The sequence below is a fragment of the Paenibacillus sp. LPE1-1-1.1 genome (assembly GCF_040676435.1).
In the GTDB taxonomy this organism is placed as follows: domain Bacteria; phylum Bacillota; class Bacilli; order Paenibacillales; family Paenibacillaceae; genus Pristimantibacillus.
Map to the genome: position 1 here is coordinate 316,921 of NZ_JBEGHY010000034.1, position 20,036 is coordinate 336,956.

16 protein-coding genes are annotated in these 20,036 nt (G+C 54.3%); 11 read left to right on the top strand and 5 right to left on the bottom strand.

What is annotated here, in order from left to right:
• Nucleotides 1–8: 8 nt before the first annotated feature.
• Both MRBLPE1_RS24585 and MRBLPE1_RS24590 read right to left on the bottom strand, forming a co-directional pair.
• The gene (locus tag MRBLPE1_RS24585; RefSeq protein ID WP_364150447.1) at nucleotides 9–1,202 is read right to left on the bottom strand and encodes an MFS transporter; all 1,194 of its coding nucleotides are present in this window, start codon (nucleotides 1,200–1,202) and stop codon (nucleotides 9–11) included.
• 18 nt (nucleotides 1,203–1,220) lie between these two features.
• Entirely contained in the window at nucleotides 1,221–2,384 is a 1,164-nt protein-coding gene (locus MRBLPE1_RS24590) for a diglucosyl diacylglycerol synthase (RefSeq protein WP_364150449.1), read from the bottom strand.
• Nucleotides 2,385–2,517: 133 nt separating this feature from the next.
• Here MRBLPE1_RS24590 and MRBLPE1_RS24595 point away from each other — a divergent pair, with 133 nt between their 5' ends.
• The gene (locus tag MRBLPE1_RS24595) at nucleotides 2,518–3,495 is read left to right on the top strand and encodes an aldo/keto reductase (protein ID WP_364150452.1); all 978 of its coding nucleotides are present in this window, start codon (nucleotides 2,518–2,520) and stop codon (nucleotides 3,493–3,495) included.
• 56 nt (nucleotides 3,496–3,551) lie between these two features.
• Here the strand turns inward: MRBLPE1_RS24595 and ilvA are convergent, their stop codons facing one another.
• Nucleotides 3,552–4,820 (bottom strand): threonine ammonia-lyase IlvA, encoded by a 1,269-nt coding sequence (gene ilvA, locus MRBLPE1_RS24600; protein WP_364150454.1) that lies wholly within the window; start codon nucleotides 4,818–4,820, stop codon nucleotides 3,552–3,554.
• 122 nt (nucleotides 4,821–4,942) lie between these two features.
• Between ilvA and MRBLPE1_RS24605 the strand changes: the two genes are divergently transcribed.
• The 7 genes from MRBLPE1_RS24605 to MRBLPE1_RS24635 all read left to right on the top strand — a co-directional run bounded on the left by MRBLPE1_RS24605 (nucleotide 4,943) and on the right by MRBLPE1_RS24635 (nucleotide 9,967).
• Nucleotides 4,943–5,533 (top strand): hypothetical protein, encoded by a 591-nt coding sequence (locus MRBLPE1_RS24605; RefSeq protein ID WP_364150456.1) that lies wholly within the window; start codon nucleotides 4,943–4,945, stop codon nucleotides 5,531–5,533.
• A gap of 253 nt (nucleotides 5,534–5,786) precedes the next feature.
• A complete protein-coding gene (locus MRBLPE1_RS24610) occupies nucleotides 5,787–5,948 on the top strand; it encodes a hypothetical protein (protein WP_364150458.1) in 162 nt (53 codons plus the stop codon).
• A 28-nt stretch (nucleotides 5,949–5,976) separates the two neighbouring features.
• Complete coding sequence (locus MRBLPE1_RS24615; RefSeq protein ID WP_364150461.1) at nucleotides 5,977–6,777, top strand: hypothetical protein; 801 nt, start codon at nucleotides 5,977–5,979, stop codon at nucleotides 6,775–6,777.
• Nucleotides 6,778–6,809: 32 nt separating this feature from the next.
• A complete protein-coding gene (locus MRBLPE1_RS24620) occupies nucleotides 6,810–7,262 on the top strand; it encodes a flavodoxin (RefSeq protein ID WP_364150464.1) in 453 nt (150 codons plus the stop codon).
• Between the two features lie 24 nt (nucleotides 7,263–7,286).
• On the top strand, nucleotides 7,287–8,000 hold the full coding sequence (locus tag MRBLPE1_RS24625; protein WP_364150466.1) for a hypothetical protein: 714 nt from the start codon (nucleotides 7,287–7,289) through the stop codon (nucleotides 7,998–8,000).
• A gap of 306 nt (nucleotides 8,001–8,306) precedes the next feature.
• Nucleotides 8,307–9,158, top strand: a complete 852-nt coding sequence (locus tag MRBLPE1_RS24630; RefSeq protein WP_364150468.1) for an AraC family transcriptional regulator — start codon at nucleotides 8,307–8,309, stop codon at nucleotides 9,156–9,158.
• A 137-nt stretch (nucleotides 9,159–9,295) separates the two neighbouring features.
• Nucleotides 9,296–9,967, top strand: coding sequence for an SOS response-associated peptidase (locus tag MRBLPE1_RS24635; protein ID WP_364150470.1), 672 nt, complete (start codon nucleotides 9,296–9,298; stop codon nucleotides 9,965–9,967).
• Nucleotides 9,968–10,088: 121 nt separating this feature from the next.
• On the opposite strand, the gene MRBLPE1_RS24640 is transcribed toward MRBLPE1_RS24635, so the two are convergent.
• Together MRBLPE1_RS24640 and MRBLPE1_RS24645 are read right to left on the bottom strand one after the other, a co-directional pair.
• On the bottom strand, nucleotides 10,089–11,081 hold the full coding sequence (locus MRBLPE1_RS24640; protein WP_364150473.1) for an electron transfer flavoprotein subunit alpha/FixB family protein: 993 nt from the start codon (nucleotides 11,079–11,081) through the stop codon (nucleotides 10,089–10,091).
• Nucleotides 11,082–12,874: 1,793 nt separating this feature from the next.
• Nucleotides 12,875–13,723: an electron transfer flavoprotein subunit beta/FixA family protein gene (locus tag MRBLPE1_RS24645; RefSeq protein WP_364151490.1), complete on the bottom strand. Its 849-nt coding sequence runs from the start codon at nucleotides 13,721–13,723 to the stop codon at nucleotides 12,875–12,877.
• A gap of 237 nt (nucleotides 13,724–13,960) precedes the next feature.
• Here MRBLPE1_RS24645 and MRBLPE1_RS24650 point away from each other — a divergent pair, with 237 nt between their 5' ends.
• From MRBLPE1_RS24650 to MRBLPE1_RS24660, 3 genes are all read left to right on the top strand, one after another.
• On the top strand, nucleotides 13,961–16,204 hold the full coding sequence (locus MRBLPE1_RS24650; protein ID WP_414698918.1) for a heterodisulfide reductase-related iron-sulfur binding cluster: 2,244 nt from the start codon (nucleotides 13,961–13,963) through the stop codon (nucleotides 16,202–16,204).
• A gap of 77 nt (nucleotides 16,205–16,281) precedes the next feature.
• Nucleotides 16,282–18,723, top strand: coding sequence for a 3-hydroxyacyl-CoA dehydrogenase/enoyl-CoA hydratase family protein (locus MRBLPE1_RS24655; protein WP_364150476.1), 2,442 nt, complete (start codon nucleotides 16,282–16,284; stop codon nucleotides 18,721–18,723).
• A 22-nt stretch (nucleotides 18,724–18,745) separates the two neighbouring features.
• Nucleotides 18,746–19,960, top strand: coding sequence for an acetyl-CoA C-acyltransferase (locus MRBLPE1_RS24660; protein ID WP_364150479.1), 1,215 nt, complete (start codon nucleotides 18,746–18,748; stop codon nucleotides 19,958–19,960).
• Nucleotides 19,961–20,036: the final 76 nt, after the last annotated feature.

Genomic DNA, 20,036 nt, shown 5'->3' on the forward strand with positions numbered 1-20,036 from the left:
ACTCCGTTCTACTTGTTTATCGCTTTTTTGCTTGCAGCAAATGCCCGGAATGGGAAACATAAATAAAACAATCCGATAAATCCAAAGAGGACAGCGCTGGTCCAAAACACGGCGATTTCCCCGTTCCATGCGGCGATCAGGCCGCCGGCAGCCGGACCGATCATGACGCCGACCCCTTCGAAGGTGGACAAAATACCCCAGCCGAGCCCCTCCTGCTTAGGAGGCACATAGGAAGCAAGCAGCGCATTCCATGCAGGCAAAATAGCGGAATAGGATAAACCAAGCACTGCCGATATAAGTAAACAATACCAGAACCCGAGGCCCGAAGCCAGCAAACATAAACCTAGGGCGAACGCACCGAAGCCTGCGACGAGAAACCATTTTTTGCCATTCATTTTGTCAGAGAGCTTTCCCATCGGAATGAGGCCGGCAGCGGCAAAGATCCCTCCCACCGTAAGAAGAATCGAGTATTGCGTGCCTGTCAGGCCAAGCTCTTGATCCGCGAAGCTTGGCAAAATCGGAACCAGCATGCTTGCTCCGGCCGTCTGCAAAATCATTCCCGGCAGCAGAAGGCGCATCGCGAGAAGCCTTCCCTTAAGAATAGCCAGCTGCTTGCCCAGTGGCATCCGGATCGGCGTATCCGCCCTTTCTTTGCCCATAAAGAGCGTGAGCAGGCATGCGGCCACGGACAAGCTGACAAGCAGGTTGTACGTAAACGATACGCTGACATCGAGCAAAATATTACAAACGATCGGACCGCTTCCAAGCCCCGCCATCCAGATGGTGTACAGAAGACCCATTTGGGCCGCGCGTCGGCGCTTGCTCACCTTCGTGAGGCAAACAATCCAAATCGGCGACATCCCGATGCCATATAAAGCCGCAGCGCCGATAAACATCCAAGGAAGCTCGGCAAATTGCAGGCAATAAACGCCGATCAGGGAAATAATCAAGCCGGCTTGCACCACGATCCGGGTGGAAAAACGGTCTAACAGGTAACCGATTACCATTTTGAGCAGCGTATCGACTAAGTAATGGGCAGAAATGGCTGCCCCGATGACATCGGGCGCGAGCCCTAATGTTTTGGCGCCATATATGGGTAACAAGCTGACAAGCACGGCGCCTCTAACAAACTCTACAACGAACAAAATAACGGAGATAAGGCGCATCTCCGCTCCCAATGAGTAGCTTTGGTTTATGCGCAAGGACAAGCTCCTTATCTTTTATAGAGTCGATGCTTTCTCCATTATACGTATTATGGATAAAATATCCAAAACTATGCTGTCAGCCGCGGTTTGCGAGGTTTGAAGCTGCTTGGTAGAGAGCTTGCTAGTAGTAAGACGTAACGGATCATGAACGAGTTTCAAAATTTGATCCGTCAGCTCGTTCACCTCATCGGCGATAACAGCGGCTCCCTTGGACGCGAGATATCGCGCGTTTTGCTTTTCTTGTCCGGGAACCGGCCGGTAGATGAATAAAGGCAGACCCGCGGTAATGCCTTCAGAGAGAGTGACGCCGCCAGGCTTGGTAATGAGGCAATCCGAAATGGCCATAAGCTCGTGGATCGGTTCAATAAAACCGTATACATGCAAACGGGAAAAGCAGGGATGGTCTTGGAATTGTTTTTCGATGCTTTCCTTCATCAGGATATTGCGTCCGCATACGAGTGCGATTTGAACGTTGGCGTCATTTAGCAGACCGCTGCAAATTTGCGCCACGTCAGGCATGACGCCATGCGCGCCCGCCATGATGAGGATGATAGGCTGGTTGGGGTTAAGGTTATAGCGTTCGTAGAGCTCGTTAGTAGCGGCAGCCGCACGGAAACCGCGTTTAAGCGGGATGCCGGTTACTTGAACGGCGTGATTCGGAATGCCAAGCTGGATCAGCTCGCGTTTCAAGTCGTCCGTTGCGACATAATAGCGGTCGATGCCGGGATGAACCCAGCGGCCATGCAAATCGAAGTCCGTAATCACGGTAAAGGAGGGAGGGAAGGAGCCCTTTCGCCGTTTATGCTCGGGCAGCGCGAAGCCTGGAAAGGTATGAACGATAATATCCGGCTGCTCCGTTTGGAGAATGCGTCTAATTTTTTCTCTCCCAAAAGAGTGCAGCAAGCCGCCAAACCAAGAATCATGCTTCATCGGTTTCGTGAAATCATACATCCAGCCGTAGAGCGAAGGCATATGCGTATAGCTTTTTAAATAAAAACGCCTAGTAACCTCGTTCAGCCAAGGATGCGACTCCGCCATGAGATCGACCATAACCGTACGATGATTGCCAAGCTCCTCCAAGGAGCTCTTAATCGCACGGGCAACCTGCAGATGGCCATCGCCGTAAGACGCGTACAAAATTAGAAACTTCGGCTGTGGATTGCTTTCGGAACGAAACATGGATACACCTCCTGAGGGTAGTGTAGCGGATGTTTGTTATGCGAACGTGAACGTAATTTGGTTACTTTGTGTAATTTTTGTATAATGGATAAGCAATCCATCCTATTTCAAATTTGAAGGAGCGATGATTAGAGTGCAGTATACGAAATTGGGAAGATCAGGTCTTCGAGTAAGTCGATTATGTCTGGGTACGATGAATTTCGGAGTGGACACAGACGAGAGGGAATCATTTCGTATTTTAGATGCAGCACTGGATGCAGGCATTAATTTTATCGATACCGCTAATATTTACGGATGGGGCGAGAATGCGGGCCGTACCGAAGAAATCATCGGAAAATGGTTCCAGCAAGGTGACGGGCGCCGCGAACGCACGGTTTTAGCTACAAAAGTATATGGCGACATGCATGATACCCATGACGGTCCTAACCGCGACGCAGGCTTGTCCGCGTACAAGATTCGCAGACATTTGGAAGGCTCGCTTAAGCGCCTTCAAACGGATCATATAGAGCTTTATCAAATGCATCACGTTGACCGAAGCGTGAATTGGAGCGAACTGTGGGGAGCCTTTGAAAATGCGGTGTCGCAAGGCAAGGTTGGCTACATAGGCTCAAGTAATTTTGCCGGCTGGGATATTGCAGTCGCACAAGGCGAAGCGAAGGCGCGCGGCTCGATTGGCCTTGTGTCCGAGCAGCATAAGTACAACCTGTTATGCCGTTTGCCGGAGCTTGAAGTGCTGCCGGCTTCGAAGGAGCTGGGACTCGGCGTCATTCCATGGAGCCCGCTTGACGGCGGTTTGCTTGCAGGAAACCACCGTCGCAAGGACGGAGGCCGCCGCAGCGGCGATACGAAGCGTCTGGAGCAGCACCGTGATCAGCTCGATGCCTACGCGGCGTTCTGCGATGAGCTTGGCGAGCCCGAGGATCTTGTTTCACTGGCATGGCTGCTTGCCAATCCGGCTGTCACGGCTCCGATTATCGGCGTACGCACGCTGGATCAATTCGAGCGCTCTCTTCGCGCAGTAGAAATTTCCTTGGATGAATCGGCTCTCAAACGTTTGGATGAGATATTCCCCGGCCCTGGCGGGGACGCGCCGCGCGCTTACGCCTGGTAATGCAAAACGCCCCGTTTCCATTCGTGGAAACGGGGCGTATTCGATTAAGAAGCGGATCAAATCAACAAATTAAACAGCACGGGATCCTTGTTCAGCTCTAGAAATTGAAAGCCTTTCTTGGTCATCCGATCGACGAGCGGATCGTAATCCTCTCTGTGCTTAAGCTCGATGCCAACGAGTGCGGGCCCGTTGTCCTTGTTCGATTTTTTGGTATATTCAAAGCGCGTGATGTCATCATTAGGTCCAAGCACGCGGTCGAGAAATTCCCGCAGCGCTCCCGCGCGTTGCGGAAAGCTTACCATAAAGTAATGCTTGTAGCCTTCGTAGATGAGGGAGCGCTCTTTAATTTCCTGCATCCGGTCGACATCGTTGTTGCCGCCACTAACTACGCAGACAACGGTTTTTCCTTGAATTTGCTCGCGATAAGCTTCAAGCGCGGCAATCGGCAGCGCACCGGCCGGCTCGGCTACAATCGCATTCTCATTGTACAAGTCCAGCATGGTCGTACATACTTTTCCTTCCGGTACGGCGATTACATCGTCCAGCAGCTCCCGGCAGATCTCAAACGTCAAATCGCCGATCCGCTTAACGGCCGCGCCGTCCACGAACTTATCGATTTGGTCGAGCGCGGTGACTTCGCCCGCATCCAAAGAAGCTCGTAACGACTGGGCGCCTTCGGGCTCCACGCCGATGACCTTTGTGGCAGGCGAGACGATTTTGGTATAGGAAGAGACGCCTGCCGCAAGTCCGCCGCCGCCAACGGTAACGAAGACGAAGTCGGGTACGGCATCGGCCGCTTCCATCAATTCTTGACCGACCGTACCGTTTCCTGCGATGATTTTGGGATCGTCGAACGGATGGATAAAGGCCATGCCGCTGCGGGCGCTCTCGGCCACGGCTTCCGCGTAGGCATCGTCAAAGGTATCGCCGGTCAGGATGACTTCAACGTGGGTGCCTCCAAAGAAGTTGACCTGCGTTACCTTTTGGCGGGGGGTGGTGCTTGGCATATAGATTTTGCCGGGAATACCGAGCGTCTGGCAGGAGTAAGCGACGCCCTGCGCGTGGTTGCCCGCACTCGCGCATACAACGCCTTTCGCCAAGGTTTCTTCTCCGAGGGAACGCATCAAATGATAAGCGCCGCGTATTTTGAACGAGCGGACGATTTGCAGATCCTCCCGTTTTAACAGCACATTGCAGTTGTAACGCTCGGACAGCACGCGGTTATATTGAAGCGGAGTACGCGTTATGACATCCTTTAAATGCATTTGCGCTTGCACGATATCTTCAAGTCCAATGCGGTGCCGCGGTACATTGTTCGTGTTCATGGGTGACCATCCTCTCGGCTTTCGTGAATCAGGAGCATAAATGAATGGATTTATTATAGCATTATCATAGCAAGTTAACGTATGGAAAAATCGCTATTTTTTATTGCGGGAAGGGGAACGTTATGGGAAAAATAATAAAAAGACTGCTTCTGCTCTTTATTTTTATTCTATTGCTGCTTGGCGCGGCCGCCTGGTGGATGCTGTCCTATATCGCGCCGGACGAGCAGCTTAATCTGAGCTACGAGCCGATTGACGTGAATGAAAAGGCGCTTGCCATGATCAAGAATCTCAAGCCGGAGCTTGTCCTTACGGAGGATGATATTAACGATTTAATCAAAAAACACCTGAACGAAAAGTATGCAAGCGGGGAAGCGGGATCGGCGCCCTGGGAGCTTGCGCAGGATATTCGGCTGGACGGAGCGCGCTTCGAGCTGGAAGACAAGATGCTGATCGCCCATATGAACGTTACCTACATGGATCGAATACCTGCAGCTCTTGAAGCAGAATATTCACTCGAATGGCAGTCTCCAAACATCGTGCTTAGGCCGCAGACGTTATCCTTGAAAAATACGGGTTTGCCCATAAGTATGCTCGAAACCATTACCATACCGCTTGAATTGCCTGCAGAGGAAGTTGTAACGGTGCGGGAAGTTCAGTTCTTGCAGGATCAGATTAAAGTGTTGTTAAAGCTGCAACTGGATCTTCGTTTGTAGAGCTTGGCATAGCAGTAAAAAAGAAACGGCAGGTCAAGGAATTCACCTTGGCCTGCCGTTTTTTTGTTGCCTGTTTAATTAGGAAATCGCTAAACCGGCGCTTGCATAGAAAACGAGCATAAGAGAGCGAATGAATAAATGATTTGACATAAGAAATGAGAATAGTTATCATGTATACGAAAGTGATAATCATTATCATTATCACTGATAAAGAAGTCAATTACATATCGACCTAAAGCGGGAGGTGGAGCTTATGGGCTTGCTTTATGAAATGGTTTTGAAAAAAAGAAAATCAGCTTTCCTTTTACACAAGCAGGGGAAAAGAAATCAGCTTCTAAACGAAAACATTCGCCCAATAATGCCCAACCACGGGAGCAAATATATCGTACAGCAGCTTCAACACACAACAGACTAAATAAAATCTATTTGAAGGAGCAAGAGACATGCAAATTGAAACAAGCAAGCCTTGGAATTGGCTGCTCTTCCCCTTCTCATCGGTAAAGGCAGGACCTGACTGCTTGTTCGCCGCATCAGTCGGTCACGGGATTTATCAAATCGATGCGGAAGGAAGCTGGGAGAAGCTGAGCAACGGGTTGGATGATAAGACCAGTGTGAACCGTCTGCAGCTGCAGCATGATTTGCTGCATGCCTGCACGGGCAGCGGACTTTACGAATGGAACGGCGAAGCATGGGAAAATGACGGCATATCGATTCCTTGCTATCAATACCGCAAAATCGGAGGGACCAGCTACGCGGCGACCGAATATGGGCTTTGGTCCAAATCGGGCAGCAAATGGGAGCAAATCGCATGCGAAGAAAAGAAGGTCTACGATTTTATAAATCTGCCTCAATACTTAATCATCGCGCATGAGAGCGGTATATCGCTCTATGATCGATTTATGGATGACTGGGCACATTTTGAGCTGGAAACGCATGTTACGAGCTTAGCGGTGTTCCGGGGACATTTGATCGGCACGAGCGACAAAGGCGAGCTTCTCATTGGGGATAAAAAAGGCAAATTCGACCGAATCCGGTTCGGCAAGCCGTTTATTTTTTCCGTGCTTGCCAAGGGAAATGATGTTTATGTATGTACGGACCGCGGACTGTTCCAGCTCGCCTACATTTGCAATCAAGTCACGCTGCTGTCTATTAAGCTGGGCTGTCCGGTGACGGACATCGATATGCAGGGCGGCAGCTTATACATGGCGACGCTCTTTGAAGGCATTCAAACATTCAATATTTAAAAATATAGAAGCAGGAAGCGGAGGAATGACAGATGTCGAAAGTACTTGTCGTTTATGCAAGCATGACGGGGAACACGGAAGAAATGGCGGAGGCCATAGCAGAAGGGGTTACGCAGGCGGGAGCGGAGGTTGTTTTGAAGGAAGCTTTTGATGCAAGAGCAGCGGAGCTAAATGATTATGACGGCATCATTATCGGAGCTTATACGTGGGGCGATGGCGAGCTGCCGGATGAATTTATTGATTTCTTCGAAGAGATGGGCTCGCTTAATCTTAGCGGAAAGGTTGCTGCCGCTTTTGGTTCGGGAGATACCTCGTATCCGATTTATTGCGCCGCGGTGGATATGATTGAGGCGAAGCTCAAGGAGCTTGGCGCTGCCATTTCAGCGGAATGCATTAAGTTTGAGTATAACGCGTCAGAAGATGAGAAAGAACAAGGCAGAAACTTGGGACGTCAAATTGCCGGACTTGTAGCGGTGGCAGGATAATAACGGGAGAGGGGCGGTTTTTGTATGGAGCAGTTTCCCACGGTATTGAGAGTTGAAGATTATAAGCTGGAAGAGCTGCTGCGCTGCCCCGACCGGTTTGCCAGAAACAAGAAAGGCAGCAAGCGGGAAAGCGAAGTAAACTGGAGGCAAATGGTTCAATTTGCAGCCAGCCACAGCGTAAATGATTTCTACCGGATGCCTGAAGGGGCCCGAACGCAGGCGGCAATCGAAGCCTCCGTGGAGCATTGGTGGACGAACCGTAATTATAAGTTCCATTCCGACGAGCATTACTTGCAAATGAAGCATACGGTGAAGAAGCAGTTGACCGATTTTTTGCTTGGCGGCTCCTGTCCGGGCATGCCGATTATTTTTTATGAACAGCTAACTGCCTACGTGGATGAGCTGGATTTGGAAATATCGCAAATCTTTCATTTGGTTTCCGTGGATCCGGAAGGCGGCGCAGATGATTATATCGTGCAGAAGCTGGCTGTCGATGTCGATGAGGATTCCCTTGGTTTGCTTTTTCATATGACGTCGGTGTTTTGCATGAGCGCCTTCGAGAAGCTTCCGACGCGCATTGAGGTGCTATCCCTGCTCAGCGGCAAAAGGATCGACTATGTTCCTGATGAGGAGTCGCTTGAACGCTCCTACGATTATATGTATTTGATCAAAAGCCTGCTTCCTGAAGCCGACTTCTTCAAGGTCAATCCAGGGTCGGCGGTTCAATTAATCATGTGATTTTGCACGCCAATCGAACAAAATAAACGTTAAGCCCCAAATGGATTCCGATTGCGGATGAGCTGGGGCTTTGTTTTGTTGTAGACAAATGAAACGGTTTTCAAGTAACATGGGCAGTAGTCATTTTTGCATATTTACACCTGGAAATTTTATTTTGCCAAGTAAAACAAAGCATAGGCGTTCGAAGTAAGTTTTGCTTCGCAAGATTAAGCGTCTGCTTACGAAGTAAGTTATGCTTCGCAAAACTAAGCATCTGCTTACGAAGTAAGTTTTGCTTCGCAAAACTTTAGAAGGAGAGAGATTCGATTGTCAGAGGAGCTATTACTAACCTTCCGTTCACCGCCGTTGCCATTTTTCATAGAATCCAACCGTTTAACTTACCGCGCCGGCGAGGAGCATCCGAACCGGACGAATCTAGGCGTTTTTGATTTGCTGTTCGTAAATGAAGGGTCGCTGCATGTGGCCGAGGATAACCGAAGGTGGACGCTCGGTCCGGGCGATGTTCTGATTCTGCGGCCGGACCGCTGGCATTATTCCACTCGCCCATGCGAGGAGGATACGGTGTTCGATTGGATCCATTTTCAAACGGTAGGCGCCTGGGAGGAGACGGTCGGCAATCAAAGCGGATCACTGAGAGGCGACTATTATACATATGCCATCCGGCTGCCGAAAAAGATGAAGCTTACCTATCCGGATGAGGCTAAACTTATCTTCTCCCAGCTGCATGAAGCGGCCAAAAGCTCGTCGCATGGCGCATTCTGGGATCGTCAGCAGCGGTTTCTGCATTTGCTGCAAATGCTGGACGAAGGCTGGCGTTCGGATGCCGCGAAAGCAGCGGTATCGGTCGCGGAGCGGGCGGCTGCCTATTTGAAGCTGAATTACCGGAGCCCGATCAGCAACACGATGTTAAGCGATGTCCTGCAGCTGCACACCAATTACATTACGCGCTGCATGACCGAGGTATTCGATTGCACGCCGCAGCAATACCTGCTTTATTACAGACTGGATCAAGCGAAGCTGCTGCTTATCAAAACCGATTGGACGATAGCACGGGTAGCGGAGGAAACCGGCTTTCGGCAGACGCCGCATTTCTCGAGGCTTTTTGCGGCTCATACCGGCATGCCGCCGCTGAAATTCCGCAAACGTTTCACGATGTAAGCCATCGCTTTGCCAAAAGGCGGGAGATGAAGCAGAAGCTTCGCTTCCCGCTATTTGTTTATTTCGCTCCAATCATTGCATAATTTCATAGCCTTTAACAAAAACTGGATTCAAACAACGTGAAAAGGGTGGTCGCGATGATTGAACGGTTTTCGTTAACGGCAGAAATGAGCGATATTGTTGAGATGTTTCAAGTAAGAAAGGTTATTCAAGGGCATACGAATCGATTCAATGTAGCGCCTACGCAGACGGTATCGATTGTTATGAATGATCGGTTTGATCAAAGGTCGATTCAGGAATCACGATGGGGCTTGTTTCCTTTCTGGGCAAAGGATGCCGTAAATGCCGATCATCAGACGCTTTCCGAAAAGCCGTTTCTGGCGCGTATGCTGCGGAGACAAAGATGCGTGCTGCCTTGCAGCGGTTTTTTTGGCCAAAAACAGTTCGGAAAAGAGCGTGACCCGAGAGCGATGCATATCGTCGTCCCGAGTCAGCAGCTGTTCGGCATTGCCGGCATTTATGATTGCTGGAGAAACGTGAGCGGCAAAGAGGTGCGCGCCTTCACGATGATTACCGCGGCATCGACGGGAGCGATGTCGGTGTGGCAGCCGCGCGTTCCGGTTATTTTGGACGAAGAGGGCATTGAGGACTGGCTCAACCCCCGGATTACGGAATTCAGCGGCCTGCGCAAACATTTAGAGGCGATGGATTCTTACCTGATGCGCGCGTACCCGGTTACGAATGCGGTGCATGACGATTTGTTCGAGTCGCCGGATTGCATCCGCGAGATTCGTCCTGATTTTGCTTAACGAAGGTTCACCTGGCGGAGCGAAGCCGGGGAATGAATGCTAAAAGGGTGCCTGAGTTGTATAACATACAACATAGGCACCCTTTTTCGGTAAGGCGAAGCGTAAGAATTCAGGATAAATTTTAGGCGCGTGCGCGCTGCAGCTCTGTCGTTAACAAAGGAACGACATCAAATAAGTCGCCGACGATGCCGTAATCGGCTATGCCGAAAATAGGCGCGTCGGGATCTTTGTTAATCGCGACGATGACGCGGGATTGGCTCATGCCAGCCAGATGCTGGATGGCGCCGCTAATCCCGCAAGCAATATAAAGCTGAGGGGTGACGACTTTCCCCGTTTGACCAATTTGCAGCGCATAATCGCAATAGCCGGCATCGCAGGCACCGCGCGAGGCGCCGACAGCGCCGCCGAGCGCAGCAGCCATGGCTTGCAGCGGCTCGAAGCCGGCTGCGCTGCGCACGCCTCGTCCGCCGGAAACGACGACGTCGGCTTCGGCTAGATCAAGCTGGCCGCCGGCGCGTCGCACCAGGCTGCGCACGGCGGTGTAGAGCGGAGGCACCGTGAACGGAAGCTCCGCGGCGGTGCCTGTTGCTTCGGCGGCGTCCAAAGGCTCTGCCGCCGGCAGATTGTTCGGGCGCACCGTGATGACCCACGGGTTGCCCGGCACAAAGCTGCGCCGCTCGAACGCCTTGCCGGCGTAGAGCGGGCGGATGAAGCCGACGTCATCGCCATCGTCAGATGCTTCGATGGCGATGACGTCGGCGATGTGGCCGGCGCCAATGGCTGCGGCCACACGGGGCGCGAGCTCGCGCCCCATAGCGGTGTGGCCGAGCAATAGCGCGTCCGGCTGCACCGCAGCCATCGCTGCGCCGAGGGCGGCGATGTACGCCTCGGGCGCAAAGGCGCGGAGGGAAGGATCGTCGGCGATATGCACGACGTCCGCCCCCCGCGCAATGAGCGCGGCGGCTTCTTCCGCCGCGCCGCCGGAGCAGGCAAGGACGGCATGGACAGCGCCGTCCTTGCCTGCGAGCCGCCGTGCTGCGCCGAGTGCCTCCAGCGCCACCCGGCGGAGCGCGCCGTTCCGGCTTTCAGCAAAAATAAGTATGGTTTTGGACATAGGATGCTGCTCCTCTCCCGTCACTTTTAGGACAAACCAAGCTTTGTTCTTAATCTCTCATTGCTTGCTGACTTCGAGCTAAGTATGCACTCTTAGCACAAACCGCAGAGTAGATGAGCAACCTGCTTCACAGTAGCGCCTACCACCCAAGTAATAGTATGTTTTCCCGATCTATCCTCGCAGTTAGTTAAGCGCATTAAGCGCCATTCCGTGCTCTGTGTCTACGCTGCAGATTGTATAACAGAAACCTCACATTAGAGCTCCCAGTGCGGGCTAGACTGCAGTTTATACAACGGACTAGCCGAATAAGCGCCGTCTGAGCCCATTAACAGCTGATTCTACTGCACAAACTGCAGCGTAGCGCGGGTTATTTGATTGATATGGCCATTCTATTGCACAAACTGCAGTGTAGAGCTGGCCTTCGAGCTAAGTATGCGACTCTTGTGCACAAACTGCGGTGTTACGCCGACTTTCGAGCTAAGTATGCGATTCTAATGCACAAACTGCAGTGTAGCGCTGACCTTCGAGCTAAGTATGCCACTCTTTGCACAAACCGCAGAGTAGATGAGCAACCTGCTTCGCAGTAGCGCCTACCACCCAAGTAATAGTATGTTTTTCCGCTCTAGCCTACCAGTTAGTTAAGCGCATTAACCACCATTCCATGCACTGTGTCTACGCTGCAGATTGTACAACAGAAACCTCACATCGGAGCACCCTGTGCGGGCTACACTGCAGTTTGTACAACGGACTAGCCGAATAAGCGTCGTCTGAGCCCATTATCAGCTCAATCTACTGCACAAACTGCAGCGTAGCGCGGGATTTCAGGTTGATATGGCCATTCTATTGCACAAACTGCAGTGTAGCGCTGACTTTCGAGCTCACTATGCGTTTCTACTGCACGTACTGCGATGTAACACTGTCCTTTTAGCTCGTGTGGCACTCTAGTGCAAACTGCGGTGTTACGCCGACCTTCGAGCACAGTATGCCACGCTTTGCACAAACCACAGAGTAGATGAGCAGCCTCGTGTGCAGAAGCTCCTACCACCTAAGTAATAGTATGTTTTTCCGCTCTATCCTCGCAGTTAGTTAAGCGCATTAAGCACCATTCCGTGCTCTGTGCCTACGCTGCAGATTGTACAACAGAAACCTCACATTGGAGCTCCTTGTGCGAGCTAGACTGCAGTTTATGCAACGGACTAGCCCATTTAGCGCCGTCGGAGCCCATTAACAGCTGAATCTACTGCACAAACTGCAGCGTAGCGCGGGTTATTTGATTGATATGGCCATTCTATTGCACAAACTGCAGTGTAGCGCTGACCTTCGAGCTCAATATTCCACTCTTTGCACAAACCGCAGAGTAGATGAGCAGCCTTGTTTGCAGAAACGCCTACTATCCAACTAAAAGTGTGTTTTCCCGTTTTGTCGCACACGCCGAGTACTGCCAGCGGAATTCACCGCTCCTCCTACAAGGCCCACCAGCGGCCCTGCAGCACCGCTCAGAGAGGCAGCTTCGTTTCCTCCCTCACCAGCGGCCTTGCGGTACCGCTCACAACAGCAGCTTTGTTTCCTCCTCCACCAGCAACCCTGCGGTACCGCTCACAACAGCAGTTTGTTTCCTCCCTCACCAGCAGCCCTGCGGTACCGCTCACAACAGCAGCTTTGCTTCCTCCCTCACCAGCGGCCCTTGGTACCGCTCACAACTGCAGCTTCGCTTCCTCCCTCACCAGCGGCCCTGCGGCACCGCTCACAACAGCAGTTTGTTTCCTCCCTCACCAGCGGCCCTGCAGCACCGCTCAAAGAGGCAGCTTCGCTTCCTCCCGCAGCAGCGACACCAGCGCTGCGGCTTGCTCCGCCGGCGCGCCGGGCAGGCGCTTACCCGTCGCGCGAGGCGGGGGCGGGAGCAGCTGCGAGCGAGAAGTGCGGGGCGCTACACTTTCTGCCGCTAGCGAGCCGCTGTTCGCCAGCTCTTGAAGCGTGACGGTGCGTAGCGGCTTGCGTTTTGCTTTCATAATGCCCGGTAGAGACGGATAACGGGGCTCGTTTAAGCCTTGCTGCGCCGTTACGAGCGCGGGCAGCGGGAGCGATACGGTTTCGGTATCGCCTTCGATATCACGCTCAACGAGCGCAAAACGCTCGGCGCTAGATGTGCCGGCTTCAAGCAATACGCCTTCTTTTGGCAAGGCGCTGAGCTCGGCAGCGGTCAGGATTGTCAGTTTAACGGCGGAAGACGCATGGGGCAGCCCCAGCCGCTCCGCAATTTGCAAGGCGACGCTGCCTGCTCCGCTGTCTACCGCAAACAAGCCGGCCAGCAGCAGGTCAGGAGAAAGCGGCTTGATGATGGCAGCGAGCGCGGCGGCAACCGCGCTTCCATCATCCGGCAAGGAACCGCTGTCGAGCCGGATAGCTTCATCCGCTCCGATAGCCAGTGCGGTGCGGAGCGCATCCTGGGAACGCTCCGGTCCGCAAGTGACGGCAATGACCTCGCCGCCCAGCCGTTCCCGCTGGCGGAGCGCTTCCTCGAGCGCATACTCATCGTAAGGATTAATGACGAATTTGGCGTCACTTTCATCGACGCCCGCAGCGGTTACTATGATTTTTTCCTCGGTATCAAACGTTTGTTTGAGAAGCACCACTATTTTCAGCATCGAAGCTCCCTCACTTCTACCGACATATTGAAGACATTGTCCATCATTGCTACGTTATGACGCTTCGAAGTGGAATAGACCGTTTCCAATCGCCCGGCGAGCGGCATGTTCGCGGAAAAAAGGACATATACATGGATCACCGCGGCTATTTTTGGAAGCGCTTTAATGCTTGTCCGACTGCTTTGCGCACAGATGCTCTGATCGAGGAGCGGGCATTTAAGGGGGGCGGGGCGTATGCCATCATTTTTGGCAGCTGGATCTGTCGGTCAATGGTTGTTTTGGGGAAGGTGGGCATTGTTTGCGGCGGTTGTGCTGATTGCCGTTTCGATGTTCGCGCTGGTCGTGCAGAGGCGCATTTTGTATATGAGGCTAGGGGTGCCGGCTATTTTTGCGCGTTATCAACGCAAGCACAAAAGCAAATCCAGCTTCAGCGCCCAGGTGCTCGGTCATCGCAAGCTGCTGAACGATGTAAGAAGCGGCATCATGCATTTGGTTTATTTTTACGGCTTTATCGTGCTTCAGTTTGGCGCGGCGGATTTGATTTGGAAGGGGCTGAATGACGGCGTTCCGCTGCCGCTGCCCTACTATGGCGGGTTTTCAATGACGCAGGAGATGACCGTTACGCTTGTTTTCGCAGCTGTGCTGTACGGTGCTTTCCGCCGTTACGGGGAGCGGCTGCCCCGGCTTAAGCGCGGGTGGAAGCCTTCCCTCGTGATGTGGTTCATCGGCTCGCTGATGCTCACGGTTTTATTTTCGTTGGCGTTCGAGCGGCTGGCTGCCGCCAAAGCGGATCCTGCCGTTCATCTGGTTGAAGCAGACTACGCACCGGTAAGCAATCTACTGGCTCAGCTGCTTCAAAGCGCCGGCGTACAGCCTGGAAGCGTTGCGGCGAATGCCGGCTTTGAGCTGTTTTGGTGGCTGCATCTCTTGGTGCTGCTAAGCTTTCTGGTTTATGTGCCGCAGTCGAAGCATTTTCATTTGATAACGGCTCCGGTCAACCTCTGGTTTAGGCGCAGTACGCCTGCAGGACGGCTCACGCCGCTTAATTTGGAGGATGAGGAGGCGGAATCCTTCGGCGCGGGGAAGGTGGAGCATTTTTCGCAAAAGCAGATGCTTGATTTGTACGCCTGCGTCGAATGCGGCCGCTGTACGAATGTTTGCCCGGCTGCAAGTACCGGCAAGCTGCTCTCGCCGATGCATCTCATCGTGAAGCTGAGGGATCATTTAACGGAAAAAGGCGCTGCGATTACCTCCAAGTCCCCATGGCTTCCTGCCAGCCTGTGGCAATCCAAAGCAAACGGGCCTTACGCCCATGTTATGGGAGGGGTGATACCTGCTTGGGAGGCTTCATCCAATGGGGTAACCAACATTGAGCCGACGATGGCTGCGCAAGCTGGAGCATGGAGTGTTCGGGAGGGCGTCAAGCCGGAGGAGGTGGAGATGGTCGGCGAGGTGTTGACGGAGGAGGAACTTTGGGCATGCACGACCTGCCGCAATTGCGAAGAGCAATGCCCGGTGGGCAATGAGCATGTCGACAAAATCATCGATATGCGCCGCTACCTGGTGCTGATGGAGGGCAGGCTTCCATCCGACGGACAGCGAGCGCTGCAAAATATTGAACGCCAGAGCAATCCCTGGGGCCTGCCGCGCGCCGAACGGGCAGCTTGGATAAGCGAGTGCGAGAGCCGCACCGGCATTCGGGTCGCCACGATGCAAGAGCTGAGGCAGCAGGGCAAAAAGGCTGACGTGCTGCTATGGGCAGGCTCGATGGGAGCTTACGATATGCGCAGCAGGCGTGTTTTGTACGATGTGGTGCGGCTGCTCCACCATGCGGGCGTAAGCTTTGCAACGCTTGGCCTCGAGGAAAAAAGCTCCGGCGATACGGCAAGGCGGATCGGCAATGAACTGCTTTTCCAAGAGCTCTGCCGCGAGAATATCGAGACCATCAACAAATATGAAATTGCTCATATCGTGACGGCCTGCCCGCATACCTATAACACGCTCAAAAATGAATATCCTGACTTTGGCATGCCCCAAGGGATTATCGTCGAGCACCATACCGAGCTGCTGGCGCGTCTGCTGGCAGACGGCTCCTTGAAGCCGCAGCATACGATTGACGAGCGTGTAACCGTTCACGATTCCTGTTATTTAGGCCGCTATAACGATACCTATGAAGCGCCGCGCAGCCTGCTGCGAGCCATTCCGGGCGTAACGATCGAAGAGATGGAGCGTTCGCGCTCCAACGCGATGTGCTGCGGCGCGGGCGGCGGCCTGATGTGGATGGAGGAGCATTCGGGCACCCGCGTCAACCATGCAAGAACCGCTCAGGCATTAGAGGTAAAGCCGTCTGTCATCAGTTCGGCGTGCCCATACTGCCTGACGATGATGGAGGACGGCTTGAAGGCCTTATCCGCAGAGGAGAAGGTTATAGCACGCGATGTGGCGGAGCTGCTTGCCGAGAGCGTGTTTGGCGAGTAACGCGAAACGGACTTTTGCCGCAGAGGACGGCATTAGCTGTTTGCGACCGTGGATGACTCAAAAAAAGGAGGCTGAATATGGCTATACAAGCGTCGCAAAAAAATGCAAGCGCCATACGCAAAGCGGCGGTGATCGGCTCCGGCGTAATGGGCGCGGGTATTGCGGCCCATCTGGCGAATGCGGGCATGCGCGTCGTGCTGCTGGACGTTGTCCCGCAGACGCTGACAGCGGAGGAGGAACGGCAAGGACTGACGCTTGCCGATGCCAAGGTGCGCAACCGTCTGGCAGCCACAGCGGTTGCCCGAATGGGCAAAGCAACGCCGGCGCAGCTCTACGATCCGAGCTGGACGTCGCGGATTACGCCGGGCAACCTAGACGATCATCTGGCTGCGTTAAGCGAGGCGGACTGGATTGTTGAAGCCGTGGTCGAGCGGCTGGACATTAAACGGGAGGTATTGGCCAAAATCGAAGCTGCCCGCAGCCCGGGAACCATTGTGTCGACAAATACATCGGGCTTATCGGCTGCTTCAATGGTTGAAGGGCGAAGCGAGGAGTTTCGCCGGCATTTTGGCGTGACGCATTTTTTTAATCCGCCGCGCTATATGAAGCTTGTTGAAATTGTTGGCACAGCGGAAACGTCGCCCGAGGTCATACGGCTCTTAACGGATATTTGCGAGCAGCGGCTGGGCAAAGGGGTCGTGCTGGCGAAGGATACGCCGAATTTCATTGCCAACCGGATCGGAACCTACGGCATGCTGATCACGCTGGAAGACACGCTGGCGTTCGGGTTGACGGTGGAAGAGGCGGATGCGTTGACCGGTCCGGCGATGGGCAGGCCGAAGACGGCGACGCTTCGCATGCTTGACCTGGTCGGCCTCGATACGCTGCTGCATGTGGTGGACAATGTGCGCGAGCGGAGCAATGATCCTGCGGAACAGGCCATTTTTGCAAGGCCGCCGCTGCTTGAGCGGCTCGCTGCTTCGGGACGGCTGGGCGAGAAAACGGGCGCAGGCTTTTACCGGAAGGTGAAGGGAAAAGGCGGCAGCGAGATTGAGACGCTTCGGCTCGATACGCTCGAATACGGACCGAAGCGTCCGGTGAGCTCACCCGTCATCGATGCTTCGAAGGCTGCCAAGGGTGCCGCGGGCAAGGTGAATGCGCTGCTGCGCACCGATCCCCGCGACCGCTACGCGAAGTTCGCTTGGTCGACGATCAAAAAAACCTTGCTTTACGCAGCTGCTCAGGTTGGGATAATCGCGGATTCCATCTCGGATATCGACCGCGCGATGCGCTGGGGCTTTAACTGGGAGCTGGGGCCGTTTGAGCTGTGGGATGCGATCGGGCTTCGGGATTCGGTGCAGCGCATGCAGAAGGAGGGCGATACGATACCGGCTTGGGTATCGGCTTGGCTGGAAGCAGGAAACGAAAGCTTCTATAAAACGGAGGGCAGCGAACGGGTCTATGCAGCGAGCGGCGCTTATAAGCGGGAAGAAACAGAGGCGGATTCGATCTCGATAGCGGCGTTAAAAGCGTCTGGAAAAACGGTGTTTTCCACCTCCGGCGCGAGCCTGATCGATATAGGCGACGATGTGGCGCTGCTGGAATTCCATTCGCAGAACAATGCCATCGGAGGCGATATATTATCAGCGATCACACAAAGCGCGAAGGAGGTATCGCAAAATTGGCGCGGGCTGGTGCTTGCGAATGAAGGGCGCAACTTTTGCGTCGGCGCGAATTTAATGCTGCTGCTGATGGAAGCGCAGAGCGGCGAATGGGATGAGGTGGAAGAGATTATCCGCTTCTTCCAAAGCAGTATGCTGCAGCTGAAGCGGCTTGACCGTCCCGTCGTGGCGGCTCCGCACCGGATGACGCTTGGCGGCGGCGTGGAAGCCTGCTTGCCGGCGGATCAAATTATTTATTCGCCGGAGACGTATTTTGGGCTTGTGGAAACGGGGGTTGGCCTGATTCCTGCGGGCGGGGGCTGCAAGGAAGCGGCTGCTATGGCGGCTGAGCGGGCCTTGGCCGCGAGCGGCGGAAAGCCGGGCGGAGACCTGCAGCCTCATTTGAATTTGCTGTTCGAGACAATAGCGCTGGCCAAGGCATCCTCCAGCGGGTTTGAGGTCAGCCGGTTAGGGCTGATGCGGCCGCAGGACCGCGTCATTATGCGCCAGGAGGCGCGCATCGCCGAAGCAAAGCGGGCCGTGCTAGAGCTGGACCGGGCGGGCTATTCTCCGCCGGCGGAAGGACGCATCCGCGTTGCCGGCCGAGAAGGCAGCGCGGTGCTGAAGGTCGCGGTGCAGGCCATGCGGCTAGGCGGCCATATAAGCGAGCATGACGCGCTTATCGCCGGCAAGCTCGGTGCCGTGCTTGCCGGCGGCGATATTCAGCCCGGCGCGGAAGTAAGCGAGCAGTATTTGCTCGATTTGGAATGCGAAGCGTTCCTAAGCCTATGCGGCGAGCGCAAAACGCAGGAGCGCATGAGCCATATGCTCGCGACAGGCAAGCCGCTGCGCAACTAATTATACGAAGGAGGAGAGCGAAATGTCAGCTTCATCACCGTTTGAGAGTCACGATCGCGATGCCGTTATCGTTGCTGCGGTGAGGACGGCGGTCGGCAAAGCATCGAAGGGCAGCTTGGCCGAGACGAGGGCAGAGGATCTGGGCAGGGCAGTTCTGCAAGGCGCGCTGGAACGCGTGCCGGGCTTAGCGCCGGAGCTCGTTGAGGATGTGATCATCGGCTGCGCGATGCCCGAAGGCGAACAGGGGCTCAACATGGCCCGGACCATTTCACTTTATGCAGGGTTTCCGGTGACGACGCCGGCCGTTACGATTAACCGATTTTGCGCGTCAGGGCTGCAAGCGATCGCTTACGCCGCGGAGCGTATCCGGCTCGGGGATGCGGATATTATCGCCGCCGGCGGGGTAGAGAGCATGAGCCATGTGCCGATGACCGGCTTCAAGCTGTCGCCGCATCCCGCAATAGTTGACGCGCGGCCGGAAGTCTATATGGGCATGGGGCATACCGCGGAGGAGGTGGCCCGCCGCTACAACGTATCGCGCGCGGAGCAGGATGCTTTCGCGGCATCCAGCCATCGCAAGGCGGCAGCGGCGATAGAGTCGGGACGCTTCCGGGCGGAGATCGTACCGGTCACGGCAAGCCGTTCCGGCGTAAATGATGCGGGGCGGCCATGGTCGAAGGTGTTTCAATTCGATACGGATGAGGGAGTGCGGCCGGAGACGACGGTTCAAACGTTGGCGCCGCTTAAGCCGTCCTTTGCGCGCGAAGGAACGGTCACGGCAGGCAATACCTCGCAAATGAGCGACGGCGCCGCGGCTGTTATCGTAATGAGCAGAGCGCGGGCAAAGGAGCTGGGTTTGCAGCCGCTCGCTGCGTTCCGCAGCTTTTGCGTAGCGGGTGTCGCTCCGGAGGTCATGGGCATCGGTCCGATTGAAGCCGTCCCTAAAGCGCTGCGGAAAGCGGGCATCACGCTGGATCAGGTCGATTTGTTTGAGCTGAACGAGGCCTTTGCGGCCCAGTGCGTGCCTATTATTAGAGAGCTTGGCATCGATCCCGAGCGGGTTAATGTGAACGGCGGCGCCATTGCGCTGGGGCATCCGCTTGGCTGTACGGGAACCAAGCTGACGGTGTCGCTCATCCATGAGCTTGGAAGACGAGGCGGCGGAATCGGCGTTGTCACGATGTGCGTGGGCGGAGGAATGGGAGCCGCGGGTGTAATCGAGGTATACGGCAGCTAATCCATGAGGATATGCGCACGGCATTAATGGTTTATGACGGGTAAAGTTAATGTTCCTAATAATCGTTTGACTGAAG

Bases quoted from the DNA above. Each gene is read 5' to 3' on its own strand.
- MRBLPE1_RS24590 (WP_364150449.1), bottom strand. From the start codon at position 2,384: ATGTTTCGTTCCGAAAGCAATCCACAGCCGAAGTTTCTAATTTTGTAC.
- ilvA (WP_364150454.1), bottom strand. From the start codon at position 4,820: ATGAACACGAACAATGTACCGCGGCACCGCATTGGACTTGAAGATATC.
- MRBLPE1_RS24605 (WP_364150456.1), top strand. From the start codon at position 4,943: ATGGGAAAAATAATAAAAAGACTGCTTCTGCTCTTTATTTTTATTCTA.
- MRBLPE1_RS24610 (WP_364150458.1), top strand. From the start codon at position 5,787: ATGGGCTTGCTTTATGAAATGGTTTTGAAAAAAAGAAAATCAGCTTTC.
- MRBLPE1_RS24615 (WP_364150461.1), top strand. From the start codon at position 5,977: ATGCAAATTGAAACAAGCAAGCCTTGGAATTGGCTGCTCTTCCCCTTC.
- MRBLPE1_RS24620 (WP_364150464.1), top strand. From the start codon at position 6,810: ATGTCGAAAGTACTTGTCGTTTATGCAAGCATGACGGGGAACACGGAA.
- MRBLPE1_RS24625 (WP_364150466.1), top strand. From the start codon at position 7,287: ATGGAGCAGTTTCCCACGGTATTGAGAGTTGAAGATTATAAGCTGGAA.
- MRBLPE1_RS24635 (WP_364150470.1), top strand. From the start codon at position 9,296: ATGATTGAACGGTTTTCGTTAACGGCAGAAATGAGCGATATTGTTGAG.
- MRBLPE1_RS24640 (WP_364150473.1), bottom strand. From the start codon at position 11,081: ATGTCCAAAACCATACTTATTTTTGCTGAAAGCCGGAACGGCGCGCTC.
- MRBLPE1_RS24650 (WP_414698918.1), top strand. From the start codon at position 13,961: ATGCCATCATTTTTGGCAGCTGGATCTGTCGGTCAATGGTTGTTTTGG.
- MRBLPE1_RS24655 (WP_364150476.1), top strand. From the start codon at position 16,282: ATGGCTATACAAGCGTCGCAAAAAAATGCAAGCGCCATACGCAAAGCG.
- MRBLPE1_RS24660 (WP_364150479.1), top strand. From the start codon at position 18,746: ATGTCAGCTTCATCACCGTTTGAGAGTCACGATCGCGATGCCGTTATC.